Annotated in this window: 22 protein-coding genes; 20 read left to right on the top strand and 2 right to left on the bottom strand. The window is 46.6% G+C overall.

Annotated elements, in window-relative coordinates:
* Nucleotides 1-24 precede the first annotated feature (24 nt).
* Nucleotides 25-312 carry a winged helix-turn-helix domain-containing protein gene (locus NB463_RS00815; protein ID WP_005380433.1) on the top strand — a complete coding sequence of 96 codons (288 nt, stop codon included), beginning with the start codon at nucleotides 25-27 and terminating at the stop codon, nucleotides 310-312.
* Nucleotides 313-346: 34 nt separating this feature from the next.
* Here the strand turns inward: NB463_RS00815 and NB463_RS00810 are convergent, their stop codons facing one another.
* Entirely contained in the window at nucleotides 347-679 is a 333-nt protein-coding gene (locus tag NB463_RS00810; RefSeq protein ID WP_139060393.1) for a DUF4156 domain-containing protein, read from the bottom strand.
* A gap of 3 nt (nucleotides 680-682) precedes the next feature.
* Nucleotides 683-1,036: a DUF2956 domain-containing protein gene (locus NB463_RS00805; RefSeq protein ID WP_139060392.1), complete on the bottom strand. Its 354-nt coding sequence runs from the start codon at nucleotides 1,034-1,036 to the stop codon at nucleotides 683-685.
* Nucleotides 1,037-1,179: 143 nt separating this feature from the next.
* On the opposite strand from NB463_RS00805, the gene NB463_RS00800 reads away from it, so the two are divergent.
* The 19 genes from NB463_RS00800 (at nucleotide 1,180) to NB463_RS00710 (ending at nucleotide 22,354) form a co-directional block, all read left to right on the top strand.
* Entirely contained in the window at nucleotides 1,180-1,665 is a 486-nt protein-coding gene (locus NB463_RS00800; protein WP_258431093.1) for a DUF2919 domain-containing protein, read from the top strand.
* 45 nt (nucleotides 1,666-1,710) lie between these two features.
* A complete protein-coding gene (locus NB463_RS00795; RefSeq protein WP_139060391.1) occupies nucleotides 1,711-2,613 on the top strand; it encodes a Dyp-type peroxidase in 903 nt (300 codons plus the stop codon).
* Between the two features lie 149 nt (nucleotides 2,614-2,762).
* On the top strand, nucleotides 2,763-3,896 hold the full coding sequence (locus NB463_RS00790) for a flagellin (protein ID WP_046875529.1): 1,134 nt from the start codon (nucleotides 2,763-2,765) through the stop codon (nucleotides 3,894-3,896).
* 263 nt (nucleotides 3,897-4,159) lie between these two features.
* Entirely contained in the window at nucleotides 4,160-5,293 is a 1,134-nt protein-coding gene (locus tag NB463_RS00785; protein ID WP_005393103.1) for a flagellin, read from the top strand.
* Between the two features lie 288 nt (nucleotides 5,294-5,581).
* On the top strand, nucleotides 5,582-6,712 hold the full coding sequence (locus tag NB463_RS00780; protein ID WP_006741693.1) for a flagellin: 1,131 nt from the start codon (nucleotides 5,582-5,584) through the stop codon (nucleotides 6,710-6,712).
* A gap of 92 nt (nucleotides 6,713-6,804) precedes the next feature.
* Nucleotides 6,805-7,239 carry a flagellar protein FlaG gene (flaG, locus tag NB463_RS00775; RefSeq protein WP_047008849.1) on the top strand — a complete coding sequence of 145 codons (435 nt, stop codon included), beginning with the start codon at nucleotides 6,805-6,807 and terminating at the stop codon, nucleotides 7,237-7,239.
* 21 nt (nucleotides 7,240-7,260) lie between these two features.
* The gene (fliD, locus tag NB463_RS00770) at nucleotides 7,261-9,252 is read left to right on the top strand and encodes a flagellar filament capping protein FliD (protein ID WP_258431092.1); all 1,992 of its coding nucleotides are present in this window, start codon (nucleotides 7,261-7,263) and stop codon (nucleotides 9,250-9,252) included.
* 3 nt (nucleotides 9,253-9,255) lie between these two features.
* Entirely contained in the window at nucleotides 9,256-9,561 is a 306-nt protein-coding gene (locus NB463_RS00765) for a flagellar protein FliT (RefSeq protein ID WP_012841523.1), read from the top strand.
* 12 nt (nucleotides 9,562-9,573) lie between these two features.
* Nucleotides 9,574-9,984, top strand: a complete 411-nt coding sequence (fliS, locus tag NB463_RS00760; RefSeq protein WP_012841524.1) for a flagellar export chaperone FliS — start codon at nucleotides 9,574-9,576, stop codon at nucleotides 9,982-9,984.
* 289 nt (nucleotides 9,985-10,273) lie between these two features.
* Entirely contained in the window at nucleotides 10,274-11,740 is a 1,467-nt protein-coding gene (locus tag NB463_RS00755; protein ID WP_006741695.1) for a sigma-54 dependent transcriptional regulator, read from the top strand.
* Between the two features lie 197 nt (nucleotides 11,741-11,937).
* Nucleotides 11,938-12,969: a sensor histidine kinase gene (locus NB463_RS00750; protein WP_046875535.1), complete on the top strand. Its 1,032-nt coding sequence runs from the start codon at nucleotides 11,938-11,940 to the stop codon at nucleotides 12,967-12,969.
* A gap of 36 nt (nucleotides 12,970-13,005) precedes the next feature.
* Nucleotides 13,006-14,415, top strand: a complete 1,410-nt coding sequence (locus NB463_RS00745; RefSeq protein ID WP_046875536.1) for a sigma-54-dependent transcriptional regulator — start codon at nucleotides 13,006-13,008, stop codon at nucleotides 14,413-14,415.
* 122 nt (nucleotides 14,416-14,537) lie between these two features.
* Nucleotides 14,538-14,849, top strand: a complete 312-nt coding sequence (gene fliE, locus NB463_RS00740; RefSeq protein WP_012841525.1) for a flagellar hook-basal body complex protein FliE — start codon at nucleotides 14,538-14,540, stop codon at nucleotides 14,847-14,849.
* A gap of 14 nt (nucleotides 14,850-14,863) precedes the next feature.
* Nucleotides 14,864-16,606 (top strand): flagellar basal-body MS-ring/collar protein FliF, encoded by a 1,743-nt coding sequence (gene fliF / locus NB463_RS00735; protein WP_006741698.1) that lies wholly within the window; start codon nucleotides 14,864-14,866, stop codon nucleotides 16,604-16,606.
* Nucleotides 16,599-17,654 carry a flagellar motor switch protein FliG gene (gene fliG / locus NB463_RS00730; RefSeq protein ID WP_012841526.1) on the top strand — a complete coding sequence of 352 codons (1,056 nt, stop codon included), beginning with the start codon at nucleotides 16,599-16,601 and terminating at the stop codon, nucleotides 17,652-17,654. Before fliF ends, fliG begins: the two co-directional genes overlap by 8 nt.
* A 71-nt stretch (nucleotides 17,655-17,725) precedes the next feature.
* Nucleotides 17,726-18,526 (top strand): flagellar assembly protein FliH, encoded by an 801-nt coding sequence (gene fliH / locus NB463_RS00725; protein ID WP_006741700.1) that lies wholly within the window; start codon nucleotides 17,726-17,728, stop codon nucleotides 18,524-18,526.
* Between the two features lie 3 nt (nucleotides 18,527-18,529).
* A complete protein-coding gene (fliI, locus tag NB463_RS00720) occupies nucleotides 18,530-19,849 on the top strand; it encodes a flagellar protein export ATPase FliI (protein WP_006741701.1) in 1,320 nt (439 codons plus the stop codon).
* Nucleotides 19,850-19,855: 6 nt separating this feature from the next.
* The gene (fliJ, locus tag NB463_RS00715; protein ID WP_012841527.1) at nucleotides 19,856-20,299 is read left to right on the top strand and encodes a flagellar export protein FliJ; all 444 of its coding nucleotides are present in this window, start codon (nucleotides 19,856-19,858) and stop codon (nucleotides 20,297-20,299) included.
* A gap of 183 nt (nucleotides 20,300-20,482) precedes the next feature.
* On the top strand, nucleotides 20,483-22,354 hold the full coding sequence (locus NB463_RS00710; RefSeq protein WP_258431091.1) for a flagellar hook-length control protein FliK: 1,872 nt from the start codon (nucleotides 20,483-20,485) through the stop codon (nucleotides 22,352-22,354).
* Nucleotides 22,355-22,391 lie beyond the last annotated feature (37 nt).

The raw sequence follows: 22,391 nt of genomic DNA, 5'->3' as shown, positions 1-22,391 counted from the left end.
TCAGCACAATTTTAGGAGGTGTCAATGGAATTGAGTCCTGTTTTTGCAAGGCGGCTATATTTGGCCTTGTTGGTGGAAAACCTAGAAAGGCCGAATGTGCCAAAGTTGATCGAAAAAACGGGGTGGCCTCGTCGTACAATTCAAGATGTACTCAAGGCGTTACCTGGGATCGGCATTGAACTCATATTCGTTCAAGATGGCCGACGTCATAATGACGGCTATTATCAACTTTCAGATTGGGGGCCTTTTGATAGCCAATGGGTTCTAGAGCGGGAGAGAGATATCGCTAGCAGTCTTGGATTTCGTGCATAAGCCAGCAATTGCTGGCTTTTTTCATATTCAGGCGTCATCTATTGCAGCGGTAAGCGGAGCCCAGCACGCTAAATGAGGTGATAAAATCTTGCGGGGAGACCATAAAAACGGTATCCGCATCGATAGCCGCTGCATTGTTTTTTAAATCATTCATTGCACCTTGCATCATCGCGTCATTGGTCATGAAAATGTAGTTATACCAATGACCCTCGCTTCCGGTGACTTCGCCTTTGTATTCGCATCGATCAGGGTTGAACTGAGCGTCAATGCGAATATGAACATCTTGGCTTTGAGCATGAGTAAGGTGAGAAGGCATCGTGCAACCAGAGAGAAGTACGACAAAAAGTCCAAGTAACAGGCGTCTCATCAGCTATTTCCCCAATACTATGTAAGCAGCAAAGCCAATCCAGCTCAGAGCGAGCAGTATCCAAGGCAGTTTGCTTGATGCATAGTTTGGCGCATCGTTGGTGATGTTGTCTTGTTCGATAGCTTCTTCATGCTGACGTTGCTTTTCACGTTGCTGTTTTTTCTTTGCTTTATCGGCTTGACGATTGCGCTCTTTTTGCTGCTTCTTATATTGAGCGATGCCTTTTTCGATACCTTGAGCGATCAGCTTGGTTTGCTCTTTGGTTTGCCCCGGTTTCTGTGTGGATTTGGCAATTCTCATCGCTTCGGCTTGAGTTTCTTGAGAAGGCGCTGGGGTAGCTGGAGTTCTTTTTTTCATGTTTCTCATCAACGTCATTGTAAATCTTTGTTTAGTTTACCTGTGTAAGATGATGAAATGAACTTTAGTTCTCATCTTTGCTGGCTTGCAACTCTGAAATGATAGGTTAAAGTGGCGTTTTATCACATTAAGAAGAAGATGTTGTGCGCTACTCGTTTGACCAATATGACGCCCATGGATTTTTAAAAGCGCCGATTATTTTATGGTTTGGATGGATGTTTCTTGTGCGTTCATGGGTTGTGTTTGCGATGGCAGGCGTAAGTCGTGATAGTGGCAGTAAGCTACTCGCTATTGTTTACCCAGACTCAAGTACGCTGTATTTGGGTTTGGCGATGGGCATTCCAAGCCTGCTTCTCATGTGGTTGATGGGGCTCCGTCACCCCGATAGAGGATGGGTAAACAGAATTACTCGCTATGGTCGAGAGATCACTTTGATCTTGTGCGGTATCCAACTGACTCAGACCATGTATCATGTGTATCTGGAACATGGTGTATTCAACTGGGCAAACGCCCTTACCATTACCTTATTAGCTTGGTTTATGATCTATCTTCTAAATGGAAGATGGGTAAAAGACTGTTTTCATGTGCCACAATTGGAGCGCAATGAAGAACAGCCTTCGAAGAATTAAAAACAATAACTTCCCACACCGGGGCAAAGTATAGAGGAAACCTCAATGTCACAAGCTCAAACGGCGATCGTGCCAGAAGCAGGGCCATTTGCACTGTACACTCAACTTAAAGTGAACCAAAACCGTGAAAACGTATTGGATAAGCTGAAAGCACTACCAAAGTTAGTGGAAGAGTTAAATATTACCCAGCCAGGCGCGGCGCTGACCCTTTCTATCGCATTCACAAAATCGTTTTGGCAACACCTCAATGTAGACGCGCCAGAAGAGCTTATTGATTTTACTCAACTTGGCGAAGGAGACATCGTAGCGCCTGCAACGGATGTTGATGTGCTGATTCACTGTCACTCTACTCGTCACGACTTGCACTTTTATGTTCTGCGTAAGTTTCTAGAAGAGACGGCGCAAGATGTCACCATTGTGGACGAAACGTATGGGTACCGTTACCTTGATGCTCGTGATATGACAGACTTTATTGATGGGACAGAAAACCCGAAAGGGGAGGCTCGCGCTGATGTGGCTCTAGTAAAAGAGGGCCCATTTGCTGGAGGTAGTTATGTCATGGCTCAACGCTTTGAACATAACCTTGCCGCTTGGAATCGCTTGAATGTCAAAGCGCAAGAAAAAGTGATTGGTCGTACCAAACCAGACTCTATCGAGCTAGAAGACGTTCCTGCTGCATCACACGTTGGTCGCGTTGATATTAAAGAAGAAGGAAAAGGTCTCAAGATTGTTCGTCATAGCTTGCCATACGGGACGGTAACAGGGCCTCATGGTCTGCTGTTTATTTCTTACTGCAATACACTTCATAACATTAAAGTGATGCTAGAAAGTATGTACGGCGTGACAGATGGTAAAACAGACCAAATGCTTCGTTTCACAAAAGCGGTAACTGGTGCGTACTTCTTCGCTCCATCACAAGAAATGCTAGCAGAGCTAGCCATCAAGTAAGTTCTCAGACTTTATTTCTTAAGCCCTCCAATTGGAGGGCTTTTATTTTCTTCTTTTCTATTCCACAGACTTTTTCAAAAAAGACTAAACCTTTCGATTATTTGGTCGATAAGTATCCAAAGCCTTAATTTATTTGGAGTCTGTGTCTCTTGGCTATCACCGTTAATACCAATGTTGCAGCACTTGTCGCACAACGTCATTTGACCAGTGCAACTGACATGCTGAACCAATCCATGGAGCGTTTGTCTTCAGGGAAGCGTATTAACAGCGCAAAGGATGACGCTGCGGGTCTGCAAATCTCCAACCGCTTGCAATCACAAATGCGTGGTTTAGATGTTGCGGTTCGCAACGCGAATGACGGCATTTCCATAATGCAAACCGCCGAAGGGGCGATGAATGAGGTGACCAATATCATGCAACGTATGCGTGATTTGTCGCTACAGTCAGCCAATGGTTCAAACAGCAAAGCGGAACGCACTGCACTGCAAGAAGAAGTGACGGCACTTAACGATGAGCTAAACCGCATTGCTGAAACGACCTCCTTTGGTGGGCGTAAGCTGCTCAATGGCAGCTTTGGTAAGTCGGCATTTCAAATCGGTGCAGCGTCAGGTGAAGCTGTGCAAGTTGAATTAAAGTCGATGCGCAGTGATGGCATTGATATGGGCGGCTTTAGTTACATTGCAAACGGACGTGCAAGCTCTGATTGGAAAGTAAAAGACGGTGCGAATGATCTTAGTATGTCATTTACGAATCGTTTTGGTGAGACGGAAACCATTCAAATTAATGCCAAAGCTGGCGATGATATCGAAGAGCTTGCGACTTATATCAATGGTCAAACTGACAAAGTCACGGCATCGGTGAATGAAGAAGGTCAGTTACAGCTATTTATGGCTGGAGAAGAAACTTCAGGCACTTTATCGTTTTCAGGTGACTTAGCGAGTGAACTGGGGTTACAGCTAAAAGGTTACGATGCGGTTGATAACATCGACATTACGTCTGTCGGTGGTGCGCAACAAGCCGTGGCCGTCCTAGATACTGCGATGAAGTACGTTGATAGCCATCGTGCTGAGTTAGGCGCGTATCAAAACCGCTTTAATCACGCGATCAATAATCTGGATAACATCCACGAAAACTTAGCCGCTTCCAACAGTCGTATCCAAGACACTGACTACGCGAAAGAAACCACGCAAATGGTGAAGCAGCAGATCTTGCAGCAGGTCAGTACTTCTATTCTTGCACAAGCAAAACAAGCGCCAAACCTAGCATTAACCTTACTTGGCTAATGATCGACCTCGCTCGAATTTAACGCAAAACCTGCCTGTATCGACAGCTCGAAAAGAAGCTTTAGCGAAAGTTTGACGTTTTTTTGCTTTTTTATCTGCTTCATCACGATTCCTTCTCCAAATGAACTTTTTTCAAAAAAATCCAAAGAATTCCCTAAAGAAATCAGTTTGAGCGCCGTTAATAAAAGTAACTTTGAGAGAACTACTTGGTTTTCCGAGACGTCGGAAACCGCTATACCGGAAAATCAATTGGAGAAATCACCATGGCAGTGAATGTAAACACTAACGTATCAGCGATGACCGCTCAGCGTTACCTAAACAACGCAAACTCAGCTCAACAAACTTCTATGGAGCGTTTGTCTTCGGGTTTCAAAATCAACAGCGCAAAAGATGACGCTGCGGGTCTACAAATCTCGAACCGTTTGAACGTACAAAGCCGTGGTTTGGATGTGGCGGTTCGCAACGCGAACGACGGTATCTCAATTGCACAAACCGCTGAAGGTGCAATGAACGAGACCACTAACATTCTTCAACGTATGCGTGATTTGTCTCTGCAATCAGCAAACGGTTCAAACTCGAAATCAGAGCGTGTGGCGATTCAAGAAGAAGTGACCGCGCTAAACGACGAACTAAACCGTATCGCAGAAACCACGTCTTTCGGTGGTAATAAGCTACTAAACGGCACACACGGTGCGAAATCGTTCCAAATTGGTGCGGATAACGGTGAAGCCGTAATGCTTGAGCTAAAAGACATGCGTTCAGACAACAAAATGATGGGCGGTGTGAGCTACCAAGCTGAAAGTGGTAAAGGTAAAGACTGGAACGTTGCTGAAGGTAAGAACGACCTAAAAATCAACCTAACGGACAGCTACGGTCAAGAGCAAGAAATCAACATCAGCGCAAAAGCAGGTGACGATATCGAAGAGCTTGCGACTTACATTAACGGTCAAACTGACCTAGTGAAAGCCTCAGTAGACCAAGACGGTAAACTGCAAATCTTTGCTGGCAACAACAAAGTCGAAGGCGAAGTCGAGTTTTCAGGCGGCCTATCTGGCGAGCTAGGTTTGGGCGAAGGTAAAAAAGTAACAGTAGATACTATCGACGTAACCTCAGTTGGTGGCGCACAAGAATCTGTTGCTATCATCGATGCGGCACTGAAATACGTAGACAGCCACCGCGCAGAGCTGGGTGCATTCCAGAACCGTTTCAACCATGCAATCAGCAACTTGGACAACATCAACGAGAACGTGAACGCGTCGAAGAGCCGTATCAAAGATACTGACTTCGCGAAAGAAACGACTCAAATGACCAAGTCACAAATTCTATCGCAAGCGTCAAGCTCAATCCTTGCGCAAGCGAAACAAGCGCCAAACTCAGCGCTAAGTCTGCTAGGTTAATTTCAAACCTAAGACGAGAACCTCATTGGCTCGTGGTGAGAGATGAGCGAGTAAACCCAGCTTCGGCTGGGTTTTTTTCTGTCTTTTTGGGACTCAGAATTTCTGCGAATCACGACATTAGAGCTTCGTCACATTTCAGTAAGCCAAAGAAAATAATCGCAAAAAATTGAAAATTTCTTCTAAAGGATATTCATCGGTCGCCGTTAAAGGGACTGAGAGAAATGAGATGTACCTAAGTGAGGTGAGAGACACGACGGTACATTCACTAAAGCCTTAAGGAGATCAATTATGGCGATTAACGTTAATACTAACGTTTCTGCGATGACTGCACAGCGTTACCTAAACCAGGCAGCTGACGGTCAACAAAAATCAATGGAGCGTTTGTCTTCGGGTTATAAAATCAATAGCGCGAAAGACGATGCTGCAGGTCTACAGATTTCAAACCGCTTGAATGCACAAAGCCGTGGCCTAGACATGGCGGTGAAAAACGCAAACGACGGTATTTCTATTGCACAGGTTGCTGAAGGTGCAATGAATGAATCTACCAACATCCTACAACGTATGCGTGACCTATCGCTTCAATCTGCGAACGGTTCTAACTCAAAAGCAGAACGTGTTGCGATCCAAGAAGAAGTAACAGCGCTAAATGACGAGCTAAACCGTATTGCTGAAACTACCTCTTTCGGTGGTAACAAGTTGCTGAACGGTACATACGGTACGCAATCTTTCCAAATCGGTGCAGACTCAGGTGAAGCAGTGATGCTGTCTATGGGTAGCTTGCGCTCAGACACTTCTGCAATGGGTGGCAAGAGCTACGCAGCAGAAGAGGGTAAAGATGCATCTTGGACTGTTGGTGAGAAAACTGAGTTCAAAATGAGCTACACCAACAAACAAGGTGAAGAGAAAGAGCTATCGATCAGCGCAAAACAAGGCGACGACATTGAGCAGCTAGCAACGTACATCAACGGTCAAAACGATGATGTAAAAGCGTCTGTTGGTGAAGATGGCAAGTTACAAGTATTTGCTTCTTCTCAAAAAGTTCAAGGTGATGTTGAGTTCTCTGGCAACCTAGCGGACGAGATCGGCTTTGGCGGTCCGAAAGACGTAACAGTGAAAGACATCGACGTAACAACAGTAGCAGGCTCTCAAGAAGCTGTGGCTGTTATCGACGGTGCCCTGAAGTCAGTAGACAGCCAACGTGCGTCACTTGGTGCTTTCCAAAACCGCTTCAACCACGCAATCAGCAACCTAGACAACATTAACGAGAACGTTAATGCGTCTAACAGCCGTATTAAAGATACTGATTACGCGAAAGAAACCACTGCGATGACTAAGTCGCAAATTCTTCAGCAAGCAAGTACTTCAATCCTGGCTCAAGCGAAGCAGTCTCCATCTGCAGCGCTAAGCTTGTTGGGCTAAGTGGTTGACCCAGCCTGAGGTAAACATCTTAGTGCTGGGGCACCAAAGCGATAGGTTCTATCGTTAGCCCATAAGGTGGAAGGGAGATTGTAATGGATATATCCTCCTACGCATCGAACATCCAGCCTTACGGCACGCCAAGTGGCACAAAGTTTGCAAATAAAAATGGCAATGATATAGGCACGTCTAGCCCAGCAAATTCAAATGGTGAGGTTTCGCCGCAAAAAGCGAAAGACACCGAATACGACTTCTCTGTTCAAGCAGCGATCGAGATGGCAGAAAGCCGTCAAGAGCTGAACAAAGAAGAACGTGAAAAATTGGTCGCGCAAATGAATGAGTTTGTGACGTCCATAAACAAAGGAGTCGCGTTTCGAGTGGATGAGGAATCCGGGAGAGATGTGGTGACGATTTACGAAGCCAAAACGGGCGACGTGATTCGTCAAATTCCTGATGAAGAAATGCTAGTGGTATTGCGTCGCCTAGCTGAGCACACAGCCAACAGCGGGTTGTTGACTGAAAAAGTGTAAGTCGTTTTTAGAGGTGATTTGATGAGTTTAGGCCCTTTGGGGATGTCTGGCGGCATGGATATCAATTCCATGGTCAGCAAAATTGTGGATGCCGAACGCGTACCAAAGCAGCAACGCATTGACAACGAGCGCACGACAATTAATGCCAGTATCAGTGCCTATGGGCGACTCAGAGAATCACTGGATACGATGAAAAATCTCATGGCGAACTTTCGTCAAGAGAAAGCGTTTGCCGTTCGTACTGTTGAAACGACAGACGACAATATCGTATCTGCTACGGCAACCACAGATGCTATCGCTGGCAAATATGCTATCGATGTGTTGCAGCTTGCCCAGAGCCACAAAGTCGCTTCTGACGTACTGCCAGAAGACGCAAAGTTTGGCCCTGGTAAGCTGCAGATTTCGCTTGGTGATGACACCTTCAACGTGAACGTTCGTTCGAGCTCCAAGCTCGCAGATGTCGTACGCGGCATCAACGGCTCAAAAGACAACCCCGGTGTTCGAGCATCTCTCATTAACGACGTTGAAGGACCACGCCTTATCCTTGCCTCAAATCTCTCTGGTAAGGATCATCAAATCAGAGTCAGTGCGGAGGCCGACAAAGGCAACCCTCTAAAATATTTCGAGTATCAAACACTTGAAGACCGTGTTAACGCGCTTGAAGAAGCTCGTTCAGCGGCGGAAGAAGTGTTAGGTCCTCTTCAATTCTCCGAGCAACCAGTGGAACTGGATGCAAACGGCAATCCTCTACCTCCAGAAGAGCAAAAAGCGGCAGAAAATGGACAAGATGATGGCTCCCAAGAGCCAATCTCTGCTGCGGGTGCAGAAGCCGCTAAAGCTGGGCAGGAAGCGATTGATGAAGCCAACCGACGCGCAAGTTTGCGCCCTGAAGACCGAATTCCAGGGTGGACAGAAACTGCGTCAGGCACTTTGCTGGATTCTTATGAAGAGCCAGAGCTCGAACTCGACGAGAAAGCAATAGAGAAGGCACCAGATGTACCGGGTTGGAGTAATGCGGCATCAGGCACATTAACCGACTCTTACGTTACGACGAAAGAGGCCAAGCAGCTTCTTGAGCAAGAAAAAGCAGAAATTGAGCAAAAAATTGCGAGTGAAAAACAAGCGCTAGACGCAAAAGTTGAACGTGGTGAATTGACCGAAGAGCAAGCGAAACAAATTCATCGCGCTAAGCTGGATCCTCAAGAACGCGAACGTTTAGAAAAAATTGATGAAGCAGAAGCGAAAATCGCAAAAGCGCAATCTGCTTTTGAAGAATACCTTGGCATGACAGAGGTACAAGCAGGGCAAGATTCAGAAGTTCTGCTTGATGGAGTAGCAAAGCTTTCTAGTCACAACAATGTGATTGAAGATGCCATAGAAGGTGTTGATTTAACACTTAAAGGCAAATCAGAACCGAACAAGCCACCTGCTGAAATTGGCGTCGAATACGACCGTCAGAGTGTGCGTAACGACATCGAAAACTTTGTTGCGGCGTACAACTCGTTTTATCAAACGTCTCAAGCGTTGGCGAGTGTGGATCCAGTCACTGGTCAAAAAGGACCGTTGTCGGGTGACAGTACCGTACGCAGCGCAGACTCACGATTAAAATCGGTATTTTCCACTCAAATTGATAAAGCGCCTGAAAACCTAAAGTCATTAACTGAATTTGGCATTACTACCACGCGTCAAGGCACCTTAGAAATCAACTATGACATGTTGGATCGTCAGTTGAACAACAACTTCAACGAGCTAGAAAAGTTCTTCGGTGGCAACACAGGTTTTGCTAAACGAGTCGAAGACGCGATTCATGGTATTACAGGCATTACAGGCAGCATTCGTACTCGAGAGAAAAGTCTCACAGAACAAAATTATCGTTTGAGTGATGATCAAGCGGCATTAGATCGCCGCATGGAAAGCCTAGAAAAGCGCACTCACGCGAAGTTTACCGCCATGCAAGATGCGACTGGCAAAATGCAAGGTCAGTTAGGTGCCTTAATGAGTGCGTTGGGTTAATAAATGCAAAAAGAACTCATAGATATTAGTGATATAGATCAACTAATTACGCAAGAATTGGAAAAAGTCGACTTTAGTACTGAAGAAATTCTTCGCTTGGTCGATATCAGGGAACGGTTATTGCAAAACCTGTTACCAATTATTCATCAAAATCCTTTGGTTAAGCAGGATGCAGAGTGGCAAGCGTTGCTTACTCGTACCAAAAGAATTGTCGAGCTGATGCAATCGGAAACGTCAAAGGTCGGAAAAGAACTTCATAAGTTTCGTTATGGCCAGCGTTCGCTTCAGCAGTACAAAAAATTTATTTAAAAGAGGATTACTATGCGCGGTTCTTTGCAAGCATACAAAAAGGTATCAGTCGACAGCCAGCTAAGCGCGGCTTCTCCGCACAAAGTCATTCAAATGCTTATGGCTGGTGCGATTGAGCGCCTTATTCAAGGTAAAGCGGCCATGCAAGCAGGCAACATTCCAGCAAAAGGTGAGCGTTTAGGTAAAGCGCTAGACATCATTATTGCGCTACGTAGCTGTCTATCGATGGATGACGGTGGTGATATTGCTTCAAACTTAGATTCACTCTATGAGTTTATGATCACGCAAATTTCAGCTGCCAACCATCAAAATGACCCTCAACTGATCGACGACGTTATCGACATTATCCGTGAGATCAAATCCGCTTGGGACCAAATCCCTACAGAGTTTCATAATCTTACAGCAGCTGAAGTCGGTATTTAATAACCAAAACAACGCGTTAAGATATTAGAGGAATATATTTGTCAATTGCGCAACGAGTTGTGTAGCAAAGTTTCTATCAAGCTCACACCTCTTTATTGCTTGGTTGCCTTATTTTTATATTCAAATAAAATAGAAGCCATTAGTAGCCCTAATGGCTTTTTTTGTTGCTGATTTTCCTATTTTGTCTATCGTAAATTGAGTGTGGTGGTTCTGCCTTCTTTTAGCACCCAATTGCGCAAATCAAGGTTTGGCCGCAACGCACCTAAAATAAAGGCAATCATTCTTACTTATGCAAGGTTTGGCAAAGCTGCTTGTAATTGATGATGACGCATCAAGTCGTTTAAATTTAAGCAATATATTGGAATTTGTTGGAGAAAATTGCGAAGCGGTCAGTTCTGATCAGCTCAGCGATGTTGATTGGTCTAGCGTATGGTCGTGCTGTATTGTTGGTAACATTCCAGCAGGTCAAGCGGCGAATACGGTTATCTCTCATTTAAACAGCGCCTACCACATCCCACTTTTAGTCATGGGCCGATTTCCGTTGCCCGTGGATGATCTTCCAAATTTTGTAGGTGAGCTAGAACTACCTCTTAATTACCCGCAGCTTAGTGAGGCGTTACGCCACTGCAAAGATTTTCTGGGTCGAAAAGGGGTCAATGTCGTTGCTAGTGCACGAAAAAACACGCTTTTTCGCAGCTTAGTTGGTCAAAGCAGAGGTATTCAAGAAGTTCGTCACCTGATCGAGCAAGTCTCAGACACCGAGGCAAACGTGTTGATCTTGGGTGAATCTGGTACCGGTAAAGAAGTCGTTGCGCGTAACATTCACTATCATTCGTCGTACAGCAGTGGTGCCTTTGTGCCCATTAACTGTGGTGCCATTCCACCGGAGCTTCTAGAAAGTGAATTGTTTGGCCACGAAAAAGGCGCGTTTACTGGTGCGTTAACGGCACGTAAAGGTCGATTTGAGCTCGCAGACGGTGGCACGATCTTTCTTGATGAGATTGGCGATATGCCGATGTCGATGCAAGTGAAGCTACTTCGCGTATTACAAGAGCGCTGTTTCGAACGCGTGGGTGGCAATAGCACCATCAAGGTCAATGTTCGAGTTGTCGCGGCAACACACCGTAATCTAGAAAGTATGATTGAAGAAGGCACGTTCCGAGAAGACTTGTTCTATCGTTTGAACGTGTTTCCAATCGAGATGCCTGCGCTGAAAGAGCGCAAACAAGATATTCCATTGCTGCTGCAAGAGTTGATGACGCGTCTGGAAGCGGAGGGTGGCCAGCCTATCTGTTTTACCCCTCGTGCGATCAATTCACTGATGGAGCACAACTGGCCGGGTAACGTGCGTGAGTTAGCCAACCTTGTTGAGCGAATGATCATTCTGTACCCAAATAGCTTGGTCGATGTAAACCACTTACCAACCAAATATCGCTACAGTGATATCCCGGAGTTCCAACCAGAAAGTAATCCGTTTATTTCGGTTGAAGAACAAGAGCGTGATGTGTTCCAAGACATCTTCTCAGAAGACTTTAGTTTTGATGATCAAGACGATCTTGACCACAGCATGAACGCTCCGCAAGCGCTGCCGCCTGAAGGTGTAAATCTGAAAGAGCTGTTGGCTGATTTAGAAGTTAATATGATCAGCCAAGCGTTAGAAGCACAAGGTGGGGTCGTGGCACGAGCCGCTGATATGCTGGGTATGCGACGCACAACGTTGGTGGAAAAAATGCGTAAGTACAACTTACAACGCTAGGTAACGTTGAGATTTAAGACGATATCTAAATCATTTGGGCTATTTAGCATCGTTTTTCTGACACCAAAAACCGTTATCTGAGGGTGTCAACTTATTGTCGATGACTTAACGTAATGATAAATATAAAAAAATAGCTTGGTACGCTAATTGCTTACCAAGCTATTTTAGTTTTAGCGGCGATATTTCGACAGGCAGTAATGGATAACAACACCAACCAATCCCATTTAGATTCCGTAGAAAATCAGGTTGAGCGCTATAAGCAGGTGCTTGATGTGATGCCTGCCGGAGTGATTCTGCTCGACACGTACGGCATAGTGCGTGAAGCAAACCCAGAGGCGCACCGAATTCTTGAGATTCCACTGGTTAATGAAAAATGGTTCAACATTATTCAGGCGGTGTTTGATCCTCGTGAGGATGATGGTCACGAAGTTTCCCTGCGGAATGGTCGTAAAGTTCGATTAGCCATTTCGGCTTCTACGACAGGTCAATTGATCCTGATTACCGATTTAACCGAAACTCGCTTACTTCAAGCTCGTGTGAGTGATTTACAACGCTTGTCGTCGTTAGGGCGTATGGTAGCGTCGCTTGCTCATCAGGTAAGAACGCCGCTATCGAGCGCCATGCTATATGCATCCAATTTGGGAGCGCCAAACCTTCCACCAGCGACAAGGGATCGCTTTCAAACCAAATTAATGGATCGACTGCACGATTTGGAAAAGCAGGTTAATGATATGCTGCTTTTTGCTAAAGGTGGTGATAATAAAGTCATTAAGCCATTTACGATTGCTCAGTTGGTGGCGGAATATCAGCCGATGGTCGAAACCGCGCTAAAAAATAATGGTATTGATTACTGCCTAGAAGTGGAAGAAGAACAAACTGAGTTGCTAGGCAATGCGAATGCGATTGCATCCGCGTTGAGCAACCTTGTCATGAATGCGATTCAGATGTCTGGTAAAGAGTCGCAAGTCGATATTTTTTTCCGCCCGGTAAATGGTGAGTTGCGCATTTCAGTGCAAGACAGCGGACCGGGTGTACCTGAAGAACTACAAGCCAAAATTATGGAGCCATTTTTTACCACGCGTTCTCAAGGAACCGGGTTAGGGCTGGCTGTTGTTCAAATGGTTTGCCGTGCCCATGACGGTCGATTGGAACTTATTTCAGAGCAGGGTGATGGAGCCTGCTTTACCATGTGCATTCCGCTAGAGCGAGTGCAACCAGAAGCGCAATAAGCAGCTTCTGGTAATAACAATTACTGGAGAATCAGAATGGCGCAAAGCAAAGTGCTGATCGTAGAAGACGATGAAGGTCTTCGTGAAGCCCTAGTGGATACTCTGGCTCTGGCAGGGTATGAGTGGTTAGAAGCTGACTGTGCGGAAGACGCACTACTAAAACTCAAATCGAATACTGTCGATATCGTCGTTTCTGACGTGCAAATGGCAGGTATGGGCGGATTGGCTCTGCTCAAAAACATCAAGCAGAATTGGCCTAACTTACCAGTACTGTTAATGACGGCGTACGCTAACATTGAAGATGCCGTGTCGGCAATGAAAGACGGCGCGATTGACTACATGGCGAAACCATTTGCACCGGAAGTATTGCTGAACATGGTCAGTCGATATGCACCGATCAAAAGCGATGACAATGGTGACGCGGTCGTTGCAGATGAAAAAAGTCTGCGCCTACTTGCATTGGCCGATAAAGTGGCACGTACAGATGCGAATGTTATGGTGCTAGGTCCGAGTGGCTCAGGTAAAGAAGTGATGTCGCGTTATATTCACAACGCATCAAACCGTAAAGATGGTCCATTCGTTGCTATCAACTGTGCGGCGATTCCAGACAACATGCTGGAAGCGACACTATTTGGTTACGAGAAAGGCGCGTTCACTGGTGCGGTTCAAGCGTGTCCGGGTAAGTTTGAACAAGCACAAGGCGGCACAATCTTACTGGATGAAATCAGCGAAATGGACTTAAACCTGCAAGCGAAACTATTACGTGTTTTGCAAGAGCGTGAAGTGGAGCGCCTTGGCAGTCGTAAGAGCATCAAGCTGGATGTACGCGTGCTCGCGACCAGTAACCGTGATCTCAAGCAGTACGTCTCAGAAGGCAACTTCCGTGAAGATTTATACTACCGCCTGAATGTGTTCCCAATTGCGTGGCCAGCACTGAACGAACGCAAAGGCGATATTGCGCCACTTGCCAAGCATCTTGCTGAGCGTCATTGCAGCAAGATGGGGATGCCAGTGCCTCAATTTTCAGCCGTTGCGGTAGAAAAACTGCTGCAATACCCTTGGCCAGGTAACGTTCGTGAGCTGGATAACGTGGTGCAACGAGCTCTTATCTTAAGTGAGAATGGTGATATCGACGCTGAGCACATCTTACTAGAAGGGGTGGATTGGCAAGATGCCAACAGCTTGCAACATGTGGTGCAAAATGCAGAGATGGTGGTACCTAATGTTAAGCCAGTCGCTCAACCTGAGAGTGTGAACCGTCCGGTATCTGGCGGGGAAGGCTTGGGCAGCGAGCTGCGTGACCAAGAATACGCCATTATTTTGGAAACCTTGGTGGAGTGTAACGGCCGACGCAAAGAAATGGCGGAGAAACTGGGCATAAGCCCACGAACCTTGCGCTACAAACTTGCCAAAATGCGTGATGCTGGTATAGATATCCCAAATTAACATGTGCAATCGCCATAAGACAAAAAGTGTAAGCAAACCGCTAACTAATGTCTTATGGCACGTTAATTGCTGTGTTAATAATCAGTTTTGTTAATAGTCAATCTTTTGGCTTAGAGGTGCTAATGAAAGTTGATGGTATTCAGGCAGAAATGCGCGCCATGATGGTAGAAGCAACCAATACTGCTCCTACTGCAAGTGGGGCGAAAGTTGGAGCAGATTTTAATGATCTCCTAACTAAAGCCATCAATAACGTGAACACACTTCAAAAAGCATCCGGTGACTTACAAACCCGTTTTGATCGTGGTGATGCCGATGTTTCCCTTTCTGACGTTATGATTGCTCGTAACAAGTCTAGTGTCGCTTTTGATGCGACGGTTCAAATTCGCAATAAACTCGTTGAGGCGTATAAAGACCTCATGAACATGCCAGTGTAATTTAGGTAATAAGTGTGGCAGACAAGTCTACAGATTTAACCGTCACTGAAGGCGGCTCAGATGGTGCACTGGTAGCAAGTTCCGACGTAGATGTGGAGAGTCAAAATCCAGATCTAGAGGAGCGCAGTGCGTCAAAATTTGATATGGCAGTGGGTGACCTTGATTTACTTCGTCAAGTTGTACTTGTGCTGTCAATCTCCATCTGTGTTGCATTGATCGTGATGCTGTTCTTTTGGGTCAAAGAGCCGGAGATGCGCCCGCTTGGAGCGTATGAGACCGAAGAGTTGATCCCCGTTTTGGATTATCTGGACCAGCAAAAAATCAATTACAAGCTTGATGGTAATACCATTTCTGTTGAATCGAGCGAATACAACTCGATCAAACTTGGCATGGTTCGCTCGGGCGTAAACCAAGCCACAGAGGCGGGCGATGATATTTTGCTGCAAGATATGGGCTTTGGCGTATCACAACGTTTAGAGCAAGAGCGCCTTAAACTCAGTCGAGAACGTCAGTTGGCTCAAGCGATTGAGGAAATGAAGCAAGTTCGTAAAGCGCGAGTCTTATTGGCGCTACCAAAGCACAGTGTTTTTGTGCGTCATAACCAAGAAGCATCAGCGTCCGTATTTTTGACACTGTCGACTGGTACGAACCTCAAACAGCAAGAAGTGGATTCTATCGTTGACATGGTGGCGAGTGCCGTTCCGGGAATGAAAACCTCCCGAATTACCGTCACAGATCAGCATGGCCGTTTGCTCAGTTCAGGCTCTCAAGACCCTGCTTCTGCAGCGCGACGTAAAGAGCAAGAATTAGAGCGTAGTCAGGAACAGGCGCTGCGTGAAAAAATTGATTCAGTGCTATTACCTATTTTAGGTTATGGCAACTACACGGCGCAGGTCGATATCCAAATGGATTTCAGCGCGGTTGAACAAACTCGCAAACGCTTTGATCCCAATACCCCTGCAACCCGCAGTGAGTACGCATTAGAAGATTACAATAACGGCAATATGGTAGCGGGTATTCCGGGGGCGTTAAGTAATCAGCCTCCAGCGGATGCCTCTATTCCGCAAGATGTGGCTCAGATGAAAGACGGTTCTGTCATGGGACAGGGTTCGGTGCGTAAAGAATCCACGCGTAACTTTGAGCTTGATACCACTATCAGCCATGAGCGTAAGCAGACGGGGACGGTTGCTCGTCAGACAGTTTCTGTTGCGATTAAGGACCGTCGTCAGGTCAACCCAGATACGGGAGAAGTGACTTATACCCCGATGTCCGAATCGGAAATTAATGCTATTCGCCAAGTCTTAATTGGTACGGTCGGTTTTGACCAAGGCCGTGGTGATTTGTTGAATGTACTGAGTGTGAAGTTTGCAGAGCCTGAGGCTGAACAGCTGGAAGAACCACCAATTTGGGAGCACCCTAACTTCAGTGACTGGGTTCGTTGGTTCGCAAGTGCATTAGTGATCATCGTTGTTGTGTTGGTTCTGGTTCGCCCAGCAATGAAGAAATTGCTTAACCCTACCAGTGATGACGAAGACGAAATGTACGGACCAGACGGCTTGCCGATAGGCGCGGATGGTGAAACTAGCCTGATTGGCAGCGACATTGAAAGCAGCGAACTGTTTGAGTTTGGTTCAAGTATTGATTTGCCAAACCTTCATAAAGATGAAGATGTATTGAAAGCGGTTCGCGCTCTGGTGGCGAATGAACCTGAACTGGCTGCTCAAGTAGTGAAAAACTGGATGAATGACAATGGCTAACGATATCGTACCTCAAGATGACAACGCCGCGGGAATGCCAGTTGAGCTGGATGTCTCAACCATTACTGGCGAAGAAAAAGCAGCAATTTTGCTACTGAGCCTCAATGAACAAGATGCCGCTGGCATTATTCGTCACCTAGAGCCAAAACAGGTCCAGCGTGTGGGTAGTGCGATGGCTAAGGCGAAAGATCTCAGCCAAGACAAGGTGTCAGCCGTTCACCGTGCGTTTTTGGAGGACATCCAGAAATACACCAACATCGGCATGGGCAGCGAAGACTTCATGCGTAATGCGCTGGTGGCGGCTCTTGGTGAAGACAAAGCCAACAACTTGGTTGACCAGATCCTACTTGGTACGGGTTCAAAAGGCTTGGATTCCCTGAAATGGATGGACCCACGACAAGTGGCGAGCATCATTGTCAACGAACACCCGCAGATCCAAACCATCGTATTGTCTTATTTAGAAGCAGACCAATCCGCGGAGATTTTGTCTCAGTTCCCTGAGCGCGTGCGTTTGGATCTGATGATGCGTATTGCCAACCTTGAAGAAGTTCAGCCATCGGCACTGGCAGAGCTGAACGAAATCATGGAGAAACAGTTCGCGGGTCAAGCTGGCGCTCAAGCAGCCAAGATTGGCGGCCTGAAAGCGGCAGCGGAGATCATGAACTATCTAGACAACAACGTTGAAGGTTTGTTGATGGAACAGATTCGCGATCAAGACGAAGACATGGCGACGCAAATTCAAGACTTGATGTTTGTCTTCGAAAACTTAGTCGAAGTAGACGACCAAGGTATTCAGAAATTGCTGCGTGATGTACCACAAGACGTGTTGCAAAAAGCACTTAAAGGTGCCGACGATTCTCTGCGTGAGAAGGTATTTAAGAACATGTCGAAACGAGCGGCTGAGATGATGCGTGATGACATCGAAGCGATGCCGCCAGTTCGCGTGGCGGATGTCGAAGCGGCACAGAAAGAAATCCTAGCGATCGCTCGTCGCATGGCCGATGCAGGCGAACTCATGTTGTCTGGCGGTGCGGACGAATTCTTATAATCTCTATTGCTCCGCGATTATCCTATTGCGGAGCGCCCTCACTTCTTAATCGAATACATAATAGGTAACCCATGGCTGGCGAAAGAAAACGTGGATTTATCCGTCCTGATGAAGATGATTCGATGATCGAACCACAACGTTGGGGGTTGCCTGATTACGGCGAGCCCAAAGCCAAGCAAGCAAAACAAACCGCGTTTAACTATGACCCGGGTTGGGTACCGAACCTTGAAGAACCAGAAGAAGAGCAAGCACTTGAGCTAACCGAAGAGCAGATAGAGCTGATCAAGCAAGGCGCTTATCAGGAAGGTTTGTATCAAGGTCAAGAAGCCGGCTTTAAGCAAGGTTACGACAAAGGCAAAGAAGAAGGCCTGCAAGCGGGCCATGCTGAAGGGCTGGAGCTTGGAAAAGCCGAAGGCGTGACCGCAGGCCAAGAATATATTCAGCAGCAAGTCGAAACCTTTATGAATTTAGCGAACCAGTTTGCTCAGCCGTTAGAGCTAATGAATGCTCAGGTTGAAAAGCAGCTGGTGGACATGGTGCTTTGTTTAGTTAAAGAAGTCGTGCATGTCGAAGTACAAACCAACCCTCAGATTATTTTGGACACGGTTAAGCAGTCGGTTGAAGCGCTGCCAATATCAGGTCATCCCATTACCTTGCACCTGAATCCAGAAGACGTTGCGATTATTCGCTCAGCTTACGGCGAAGAAGACCTTGATTGCCGCAACTGGACGTTAGTTGCTGAGCCATCACTCAATCGAGGCGACGTCCAGATTGAAGCGGGTGAATCAAGCATTAACTACCGTATGGAAGAGCGCGTCAAAAGCGTGTTGCACAGTTTTTGTGGTGCAAACCGTCATCAAGAGGGTGAGTAATCCATGCAAGCATTGGCTGACCGTTTAAGAAACTACAAAGTTGAAGGCTTAACGACGCGCCCAGTTGCCTCTGGCAAACTGGTTCGAGTGGTTGGGTTAACGTTGGAAGCGACAGGCTGTCGCGCGCCAATTGGCAGTTTATGCTTAGTGGAAACCATGTCCGGTCAGATGGAAGCCGAGGTCGTCGGTTTTTCAGGTGATAACCTATTTTTGATGCCAAGCGAGCAAATTACGGGCATTTTGCCTGGCGCTAGAGTGACGCCATTAACCAGTGACGCTGGCTTGCCTGTTGGCATGGAGTTACTTGGTCGAGTGATTGACGGGGTTGGTAATCCGCTTGATGGACTTGGCCCGTTGTATACCGATCATCGCGCCTCTTTTAATGCTGAGCCAATCAACCCGCTGGCTCGAAAGCCAATTTCAGAGCCACTTGATGTGGGCTTGAAAGCGATTAACGGATTATTGACGGTTGGTAAAGGTCAGCGTATCGGTCTGTTTGCCGGCTCTGGTGTGGGTAAATCGGTCACGCTTGGGATGATGACGCGAGGTACAACCGCACAAGTTGTTGTGGTCGGTCTGATAGGTGAGCGTGGACGCGAAGTTAAAGAGTTTATCGAAGAGATTTTAGGTGAGGATGGACGACGTCGCTCTGTCGTTGTGGCTGCGCCTGCCGATGCTTCACCATTGATGCGTTTGAAAGGCTGTCAAACCGCCTTAACCATTGCAGAGTACTTTCGCGATCAAGGTTTGGACGTTTTGTTATTAATGGATTCCTTGACGCGTTTTGCGCAAGCACAGCGTGAAATCGCCCTTTCTGTTGGTGAGCCGCCAGCGACAAAAGGCTATCCGCCATCTGTGTTCGCCAAGCTACCTGCTTTGGTTGAGCGTGCGGGTAACGGAAGCGCCGAACAAGGCTCAATTACGGCGTTCTTTACCGTGTTGACCGAGGGCGATGATTTACAAGACCCGATTGCGGATGCATCGCGGGCAATTCTTGATGGTCACATTGTGCTGTCCCGTGAAATGGCGGATGCTGGTCATTATCCTGCGATTGACGTCGAAAAGTCGGTGAGCCGTGTTATGCCGCAAATCACCACTGAAGAACATGTTCTGATGTCGAAAGCCGTACGTCAGGTCTTGTCGATTTGCCGCAAGAACCAAGATTTGGTCTCGATTGGGGCGTACAAGCCGGGCACCGATCCTGCTATCGATGGCGCGTTTACATTGAAGCCAAAGTTAGACGAATACTTACAGCAGAGCATGAAAGAATCGGTGCCATACGATATGTGCGTCAACATGCTTAGAAACATTTTGGGCGGGTGATAGCGCATGAACAATGCGATGGAGTTCTTACTTGAGCAGACTAAAGAGCGTGAAGATCAAGCCGTACTTGCGCTGAACAAAGCGCGCTCTGAACTTGAAGATTATTACCGTCAGGTTGAGCAAATCGAAAAGTATCGCCTTGATTATTGCCAACAGCTTATCGACCGTGGTCAGGCTGGCTTAACGGCAAGCGAATATGGGCATTTAAATCGCTTTCTCACTCAGCTAGACGAAACGTTATCTAAGCAGAAACAAGCGGAAAGTCATTTCAAAGAACAGGTAGAAAACTGTCAAGAATACTGGTTAACAGTACGCAAAGAACGCAAATCCTATGAGTGGATGATCGAAAAGCGAGAGAAAGAGAAACAGCTTGCCGAAGCCAAACGGGAACAAAAGCAAATGGACGAGTTTTCAACGTTGCTTTACAGCCGTCGAGCGAAGCCTTTTTAATGTTTAAAAGTTGATGTTGCTTCCACTTATAATACTCATTTTGTCACTGCAGCAATGAGCTTGTTATTGGCGTAATTTTTGCAAATATCTTTGTAGATGATCATCCCAATAACCTAAATTTGCCACTGTGTGCAATTTAGCAGCGGCCTAGCGCTCGAAGCTGCTGATAATGAGAATTTCTATATGAATGTGAATTTGTCCAATGTTTCTGCGACGAGCAAGACGTCAGTGTCTGACTCTGCCGCACAAGCACCTACAGAAAACGCGGAGAACAAGGGATTTTTGGAAACCTTGACGGATGCGTTTTCAGGTTCACAAAAGTCAGAAAAAGTAGCAACGAAATCACTAAACGGTGAAGACCAAAACAGTGCCGAGATTAACAAGCTTTCGTCTGGCAAAGCTGATAGCCAAGAAGCGGTCACAGACGTGGCTCAAGCGAGTAGTAACGACGCCGAAGAGTTTCTGGCGCAAGAAAGCCTTCAAGAGCAAAGCCGCTCTGGCGACATGCTGACAGAGCATGCGAACACCATTCAAAGTGATGAAGCAAGCCTACTGGAAGCCAAACAAGGCGCGCACTCGCAAAATGATGCTGATGTCACTGAGAAAGTCGGTTCACTCTCGAACGCCCCTTCAGCTGCTAATGGCGCAAAAAGCGCGATGGGTGAAGGACAACAGCTGCTTGGTCGTATTGAACAAGCGAATCAAACCTTGAAAGCGAATAATGCATCCATCGATAGTGGCAAAGTTTTGCCTCAACGAGCGGGTTTAGAGCACTCGTTTAACGAGCAAACAACAGACATTGATGAACTTGCTTTGAATGAAATGCCATCAGCTCAATCGCTTGAACAAGTGCAGGCAATGGCTGGGCAACGCTTAGAGCCAATTTTAGATAAGAATGGTCAACCTATCGATGTCGATAAGCTCTCGTCTGAGTTTGCTACTTGGCAAGGTATGGCTAAACAAGTCAGTCACCCAACCGAGAAGGGCATGGTCAGTGGTGACGTTGCCAATGAACTATCGCCACTGGAGGTGGGTTTGGATGGCTCTAAAATTGATGCGCTTCAGCGTGTTTCCTTGGATGAACTCGAACTCATAGATACCAAACTGGCGCAGGGAAAACCACTGACTCAGCAAGAAACAGAGATCATAGAAGGGTTGAAAAAAGGGACGGTCATTGCCGATATTCCTGAGCAAGATCTTGCCCAGTTTGTTGCGCTTCCTACTGACGTTAAACAGGTTCTTGCAGAGCAGCAAGTACAACATCATTTAGCTCGTCAGGCTGCGCCTATGGGGATGTCTCAGCAAGCCCTTCATTTGGCGACTCAATCAGCTCAGCCACAAGCTGTTCAGAGTACAGATAAAGTCGCATTATCTCCGATGCCAGATGCGTTGGCCGCAGCTCATTTGCCGACGGCGCTTCAAGGCGTAAAGGACGGAGAGGTTAACCAGAAAGTTGTGAATGTCGCATTGACTGCTGGTGCACTTAAAGCGACAGCGGATAAGCAAGATAAACCAGAACTTCAACATGGTTTAGCAGGGCAGCTTCAGGCGATGGCGGGTCAACAAGGAACAAACGTGCAGCAACAAGCGCGTATTGATGCCGCGCAGCAAGCTCAGCTTCCGTTGCAACTGACCAAAGAGTTGGCCAATGAGCAAGTGGCGGAAAAAGTGCAAATGATGATGTCGAAGAACCTAAAAAACCTCGATATTCGTCTTGATCCACCAGAATTAGGTCGTATGCAAATTCGTATGACGATGAACAACGATGTGGCTAATGTGCATTTTACGGTGAACAACCCGCAAGCGCGTGACATCATTGAACAGACACTTCCTCGCTTGAGAGAGATGTTGGCGCAGCAGGGCATGCAACTGGCTGATTCTTCTGTTCAGCAACAAAACAGCGGGCAGCAGCAAGGTAGGTATACTGCTGAGCAACATGGTCAAAGCGCTCAAGGCAGCGGTTTTTCTGGACAATCAGAAGAGAGCTTTGATGCTGACGTCAATCTGGATTTGAATGTGGCTTCAAAGCGTGATGGAATTAGCTTTTACGCATAACAGGCCGTTTAAAGGCAATAATACAAGGTTACCAAAC

Origin of the sequence: Vibrio sp. RM-41-2B (assembly GCF_024744415.1) — a bacterium.
Taxonomy (GTDB): domain Bacteria; phylum Pseudomonadota; class Gammaproteobacteria; order Enterobacterales; family Vibrionaceae; genus Vibrio; species Vibrio diabolicus.
Note: the sequence above shows the minus strand (reverse complement) of the source record. Positions and strands in the feature narration are given on the sequence as shown.

Coding starts and splice junctions, on each gene's coding strand:
- NB463_RS00815 (WP_005380433.1), top strand. CDS start 25: ATGGAATTGAGTCCTGTTTTTGCAAGGCGGCTATATTTGGCCTTGTTG.
- NB463_RS00810 (WP_139060393.1), bottom strand. CDS start 679: ATGAGACGCCTGTTACTTGGACTTTTTGTCGTACTTCTCTCTGGTTGC.
- NB463_RS00805 (WP_139060392.1), bottom strand. CDS start 1,036: ATGAAAAAAAGAACTCCAGCTACCCCAGCGCCTTCTCAAGAAACTCAA.
- NB463_RS00795 (WP_139060391.1), top strand. CDS start 1,711: ATGTCACAAGCTCAAACGGCGATCGTGCCAGAAGCAGGGCCATTTGCA.
- NB463_RS00785 (WP_005393103.1), top strand. CDS start 4,160: ATGGCAGTGAATGTAAACACTAACGTATCAGCGATGACCGCTCAGCGT.
- NB463_RS00780 (WP_006741693.1), top strand. CDS start 5,582: ATGGCGATTAACGTTAATACTAACGTTTCTGCGATGACTGCACAGCGT.
- flaG (WP_047008849.1), top strand. CDS start 6,805: ATGGATATATCCTCCTACGCATCGAACATCCAGCCTTACGGCACGCCA.
- fliD (WP_258431092.1), top strand. CDS start 7,261: ATGAGTTTAGGCCCTTTGGGGATGTCTGGCGGCATGGATATCAATTCC.
- NB463_RS00765 (WP_012841523.1), top strand. CDS start 9,256: ATGCAAAAAGAACTCATAGATATTAGTGATATAGATCAACTAATTACG.
- fliS (WP_012841524.1), top strand. CDS start 9,574: ATGCGCGGTTCTTTGCAAGCATACAAAAAGGTATCAGTCGACAGCCAG.
- NB463_RS00755 (WP_006741695.1), top strand. CDS start 10,274: ATGCAAGGTTTGGCAAAGCTGCTTGTAATTGATGATGACGCATCAAGT.
- NB463_RS00750 (WP_046875535.1), top strand. CDS start 11,938: ATGGATAACAACACCAACCAATCCCATTTAGATTCCGTAGAAAATCAG.
- NB463_RS00745 (WP_046875536.1), top strand. CDS start 13,006: ATGGCGCAAAGCAAAGTGCTGATCGTAGAAGACGATGAAGGTCTTCGT.
- fliE (WP_012841525.1), top strand. CDS start 14,538: ATGAAAGTTGATGGTATTCAGGCAGAAATGCGCGCCATGATGGTAGAA.
- fliG (WP_012841526.1), top strand. CDS start 16,599: ATGGCTAACGATATCGTACCTCAAGATGACAACGCCGCGGGAATGCCA.
- fliH (WP_006741700.1), top strand. CDS start 17,726: ATGGCTGGCGAAAGAAAACGTGGATTTATCCGTCCTGATGAAGATGAT.
- fliI (WP_006741701.1), top strand. CDS start 18,530: ATGCAAGCATTGGCTGACCGTTTAAGAAACTACAAAGTTGAAGGCTTA.
- fliJ (WP_012841527.1), top strand. CDS start 19,856: ATGAACAATGCGATGGAGTTCTTACTTGAGCAGACTAAAGAGCGTGAA.
- NB463_RS00710 (WP_258431091.1), top strand. CDS start 20,483: ATGAATGTGAATTTGTCCAATGTTTCTGCGACGAGCAAGACGTCAGTG.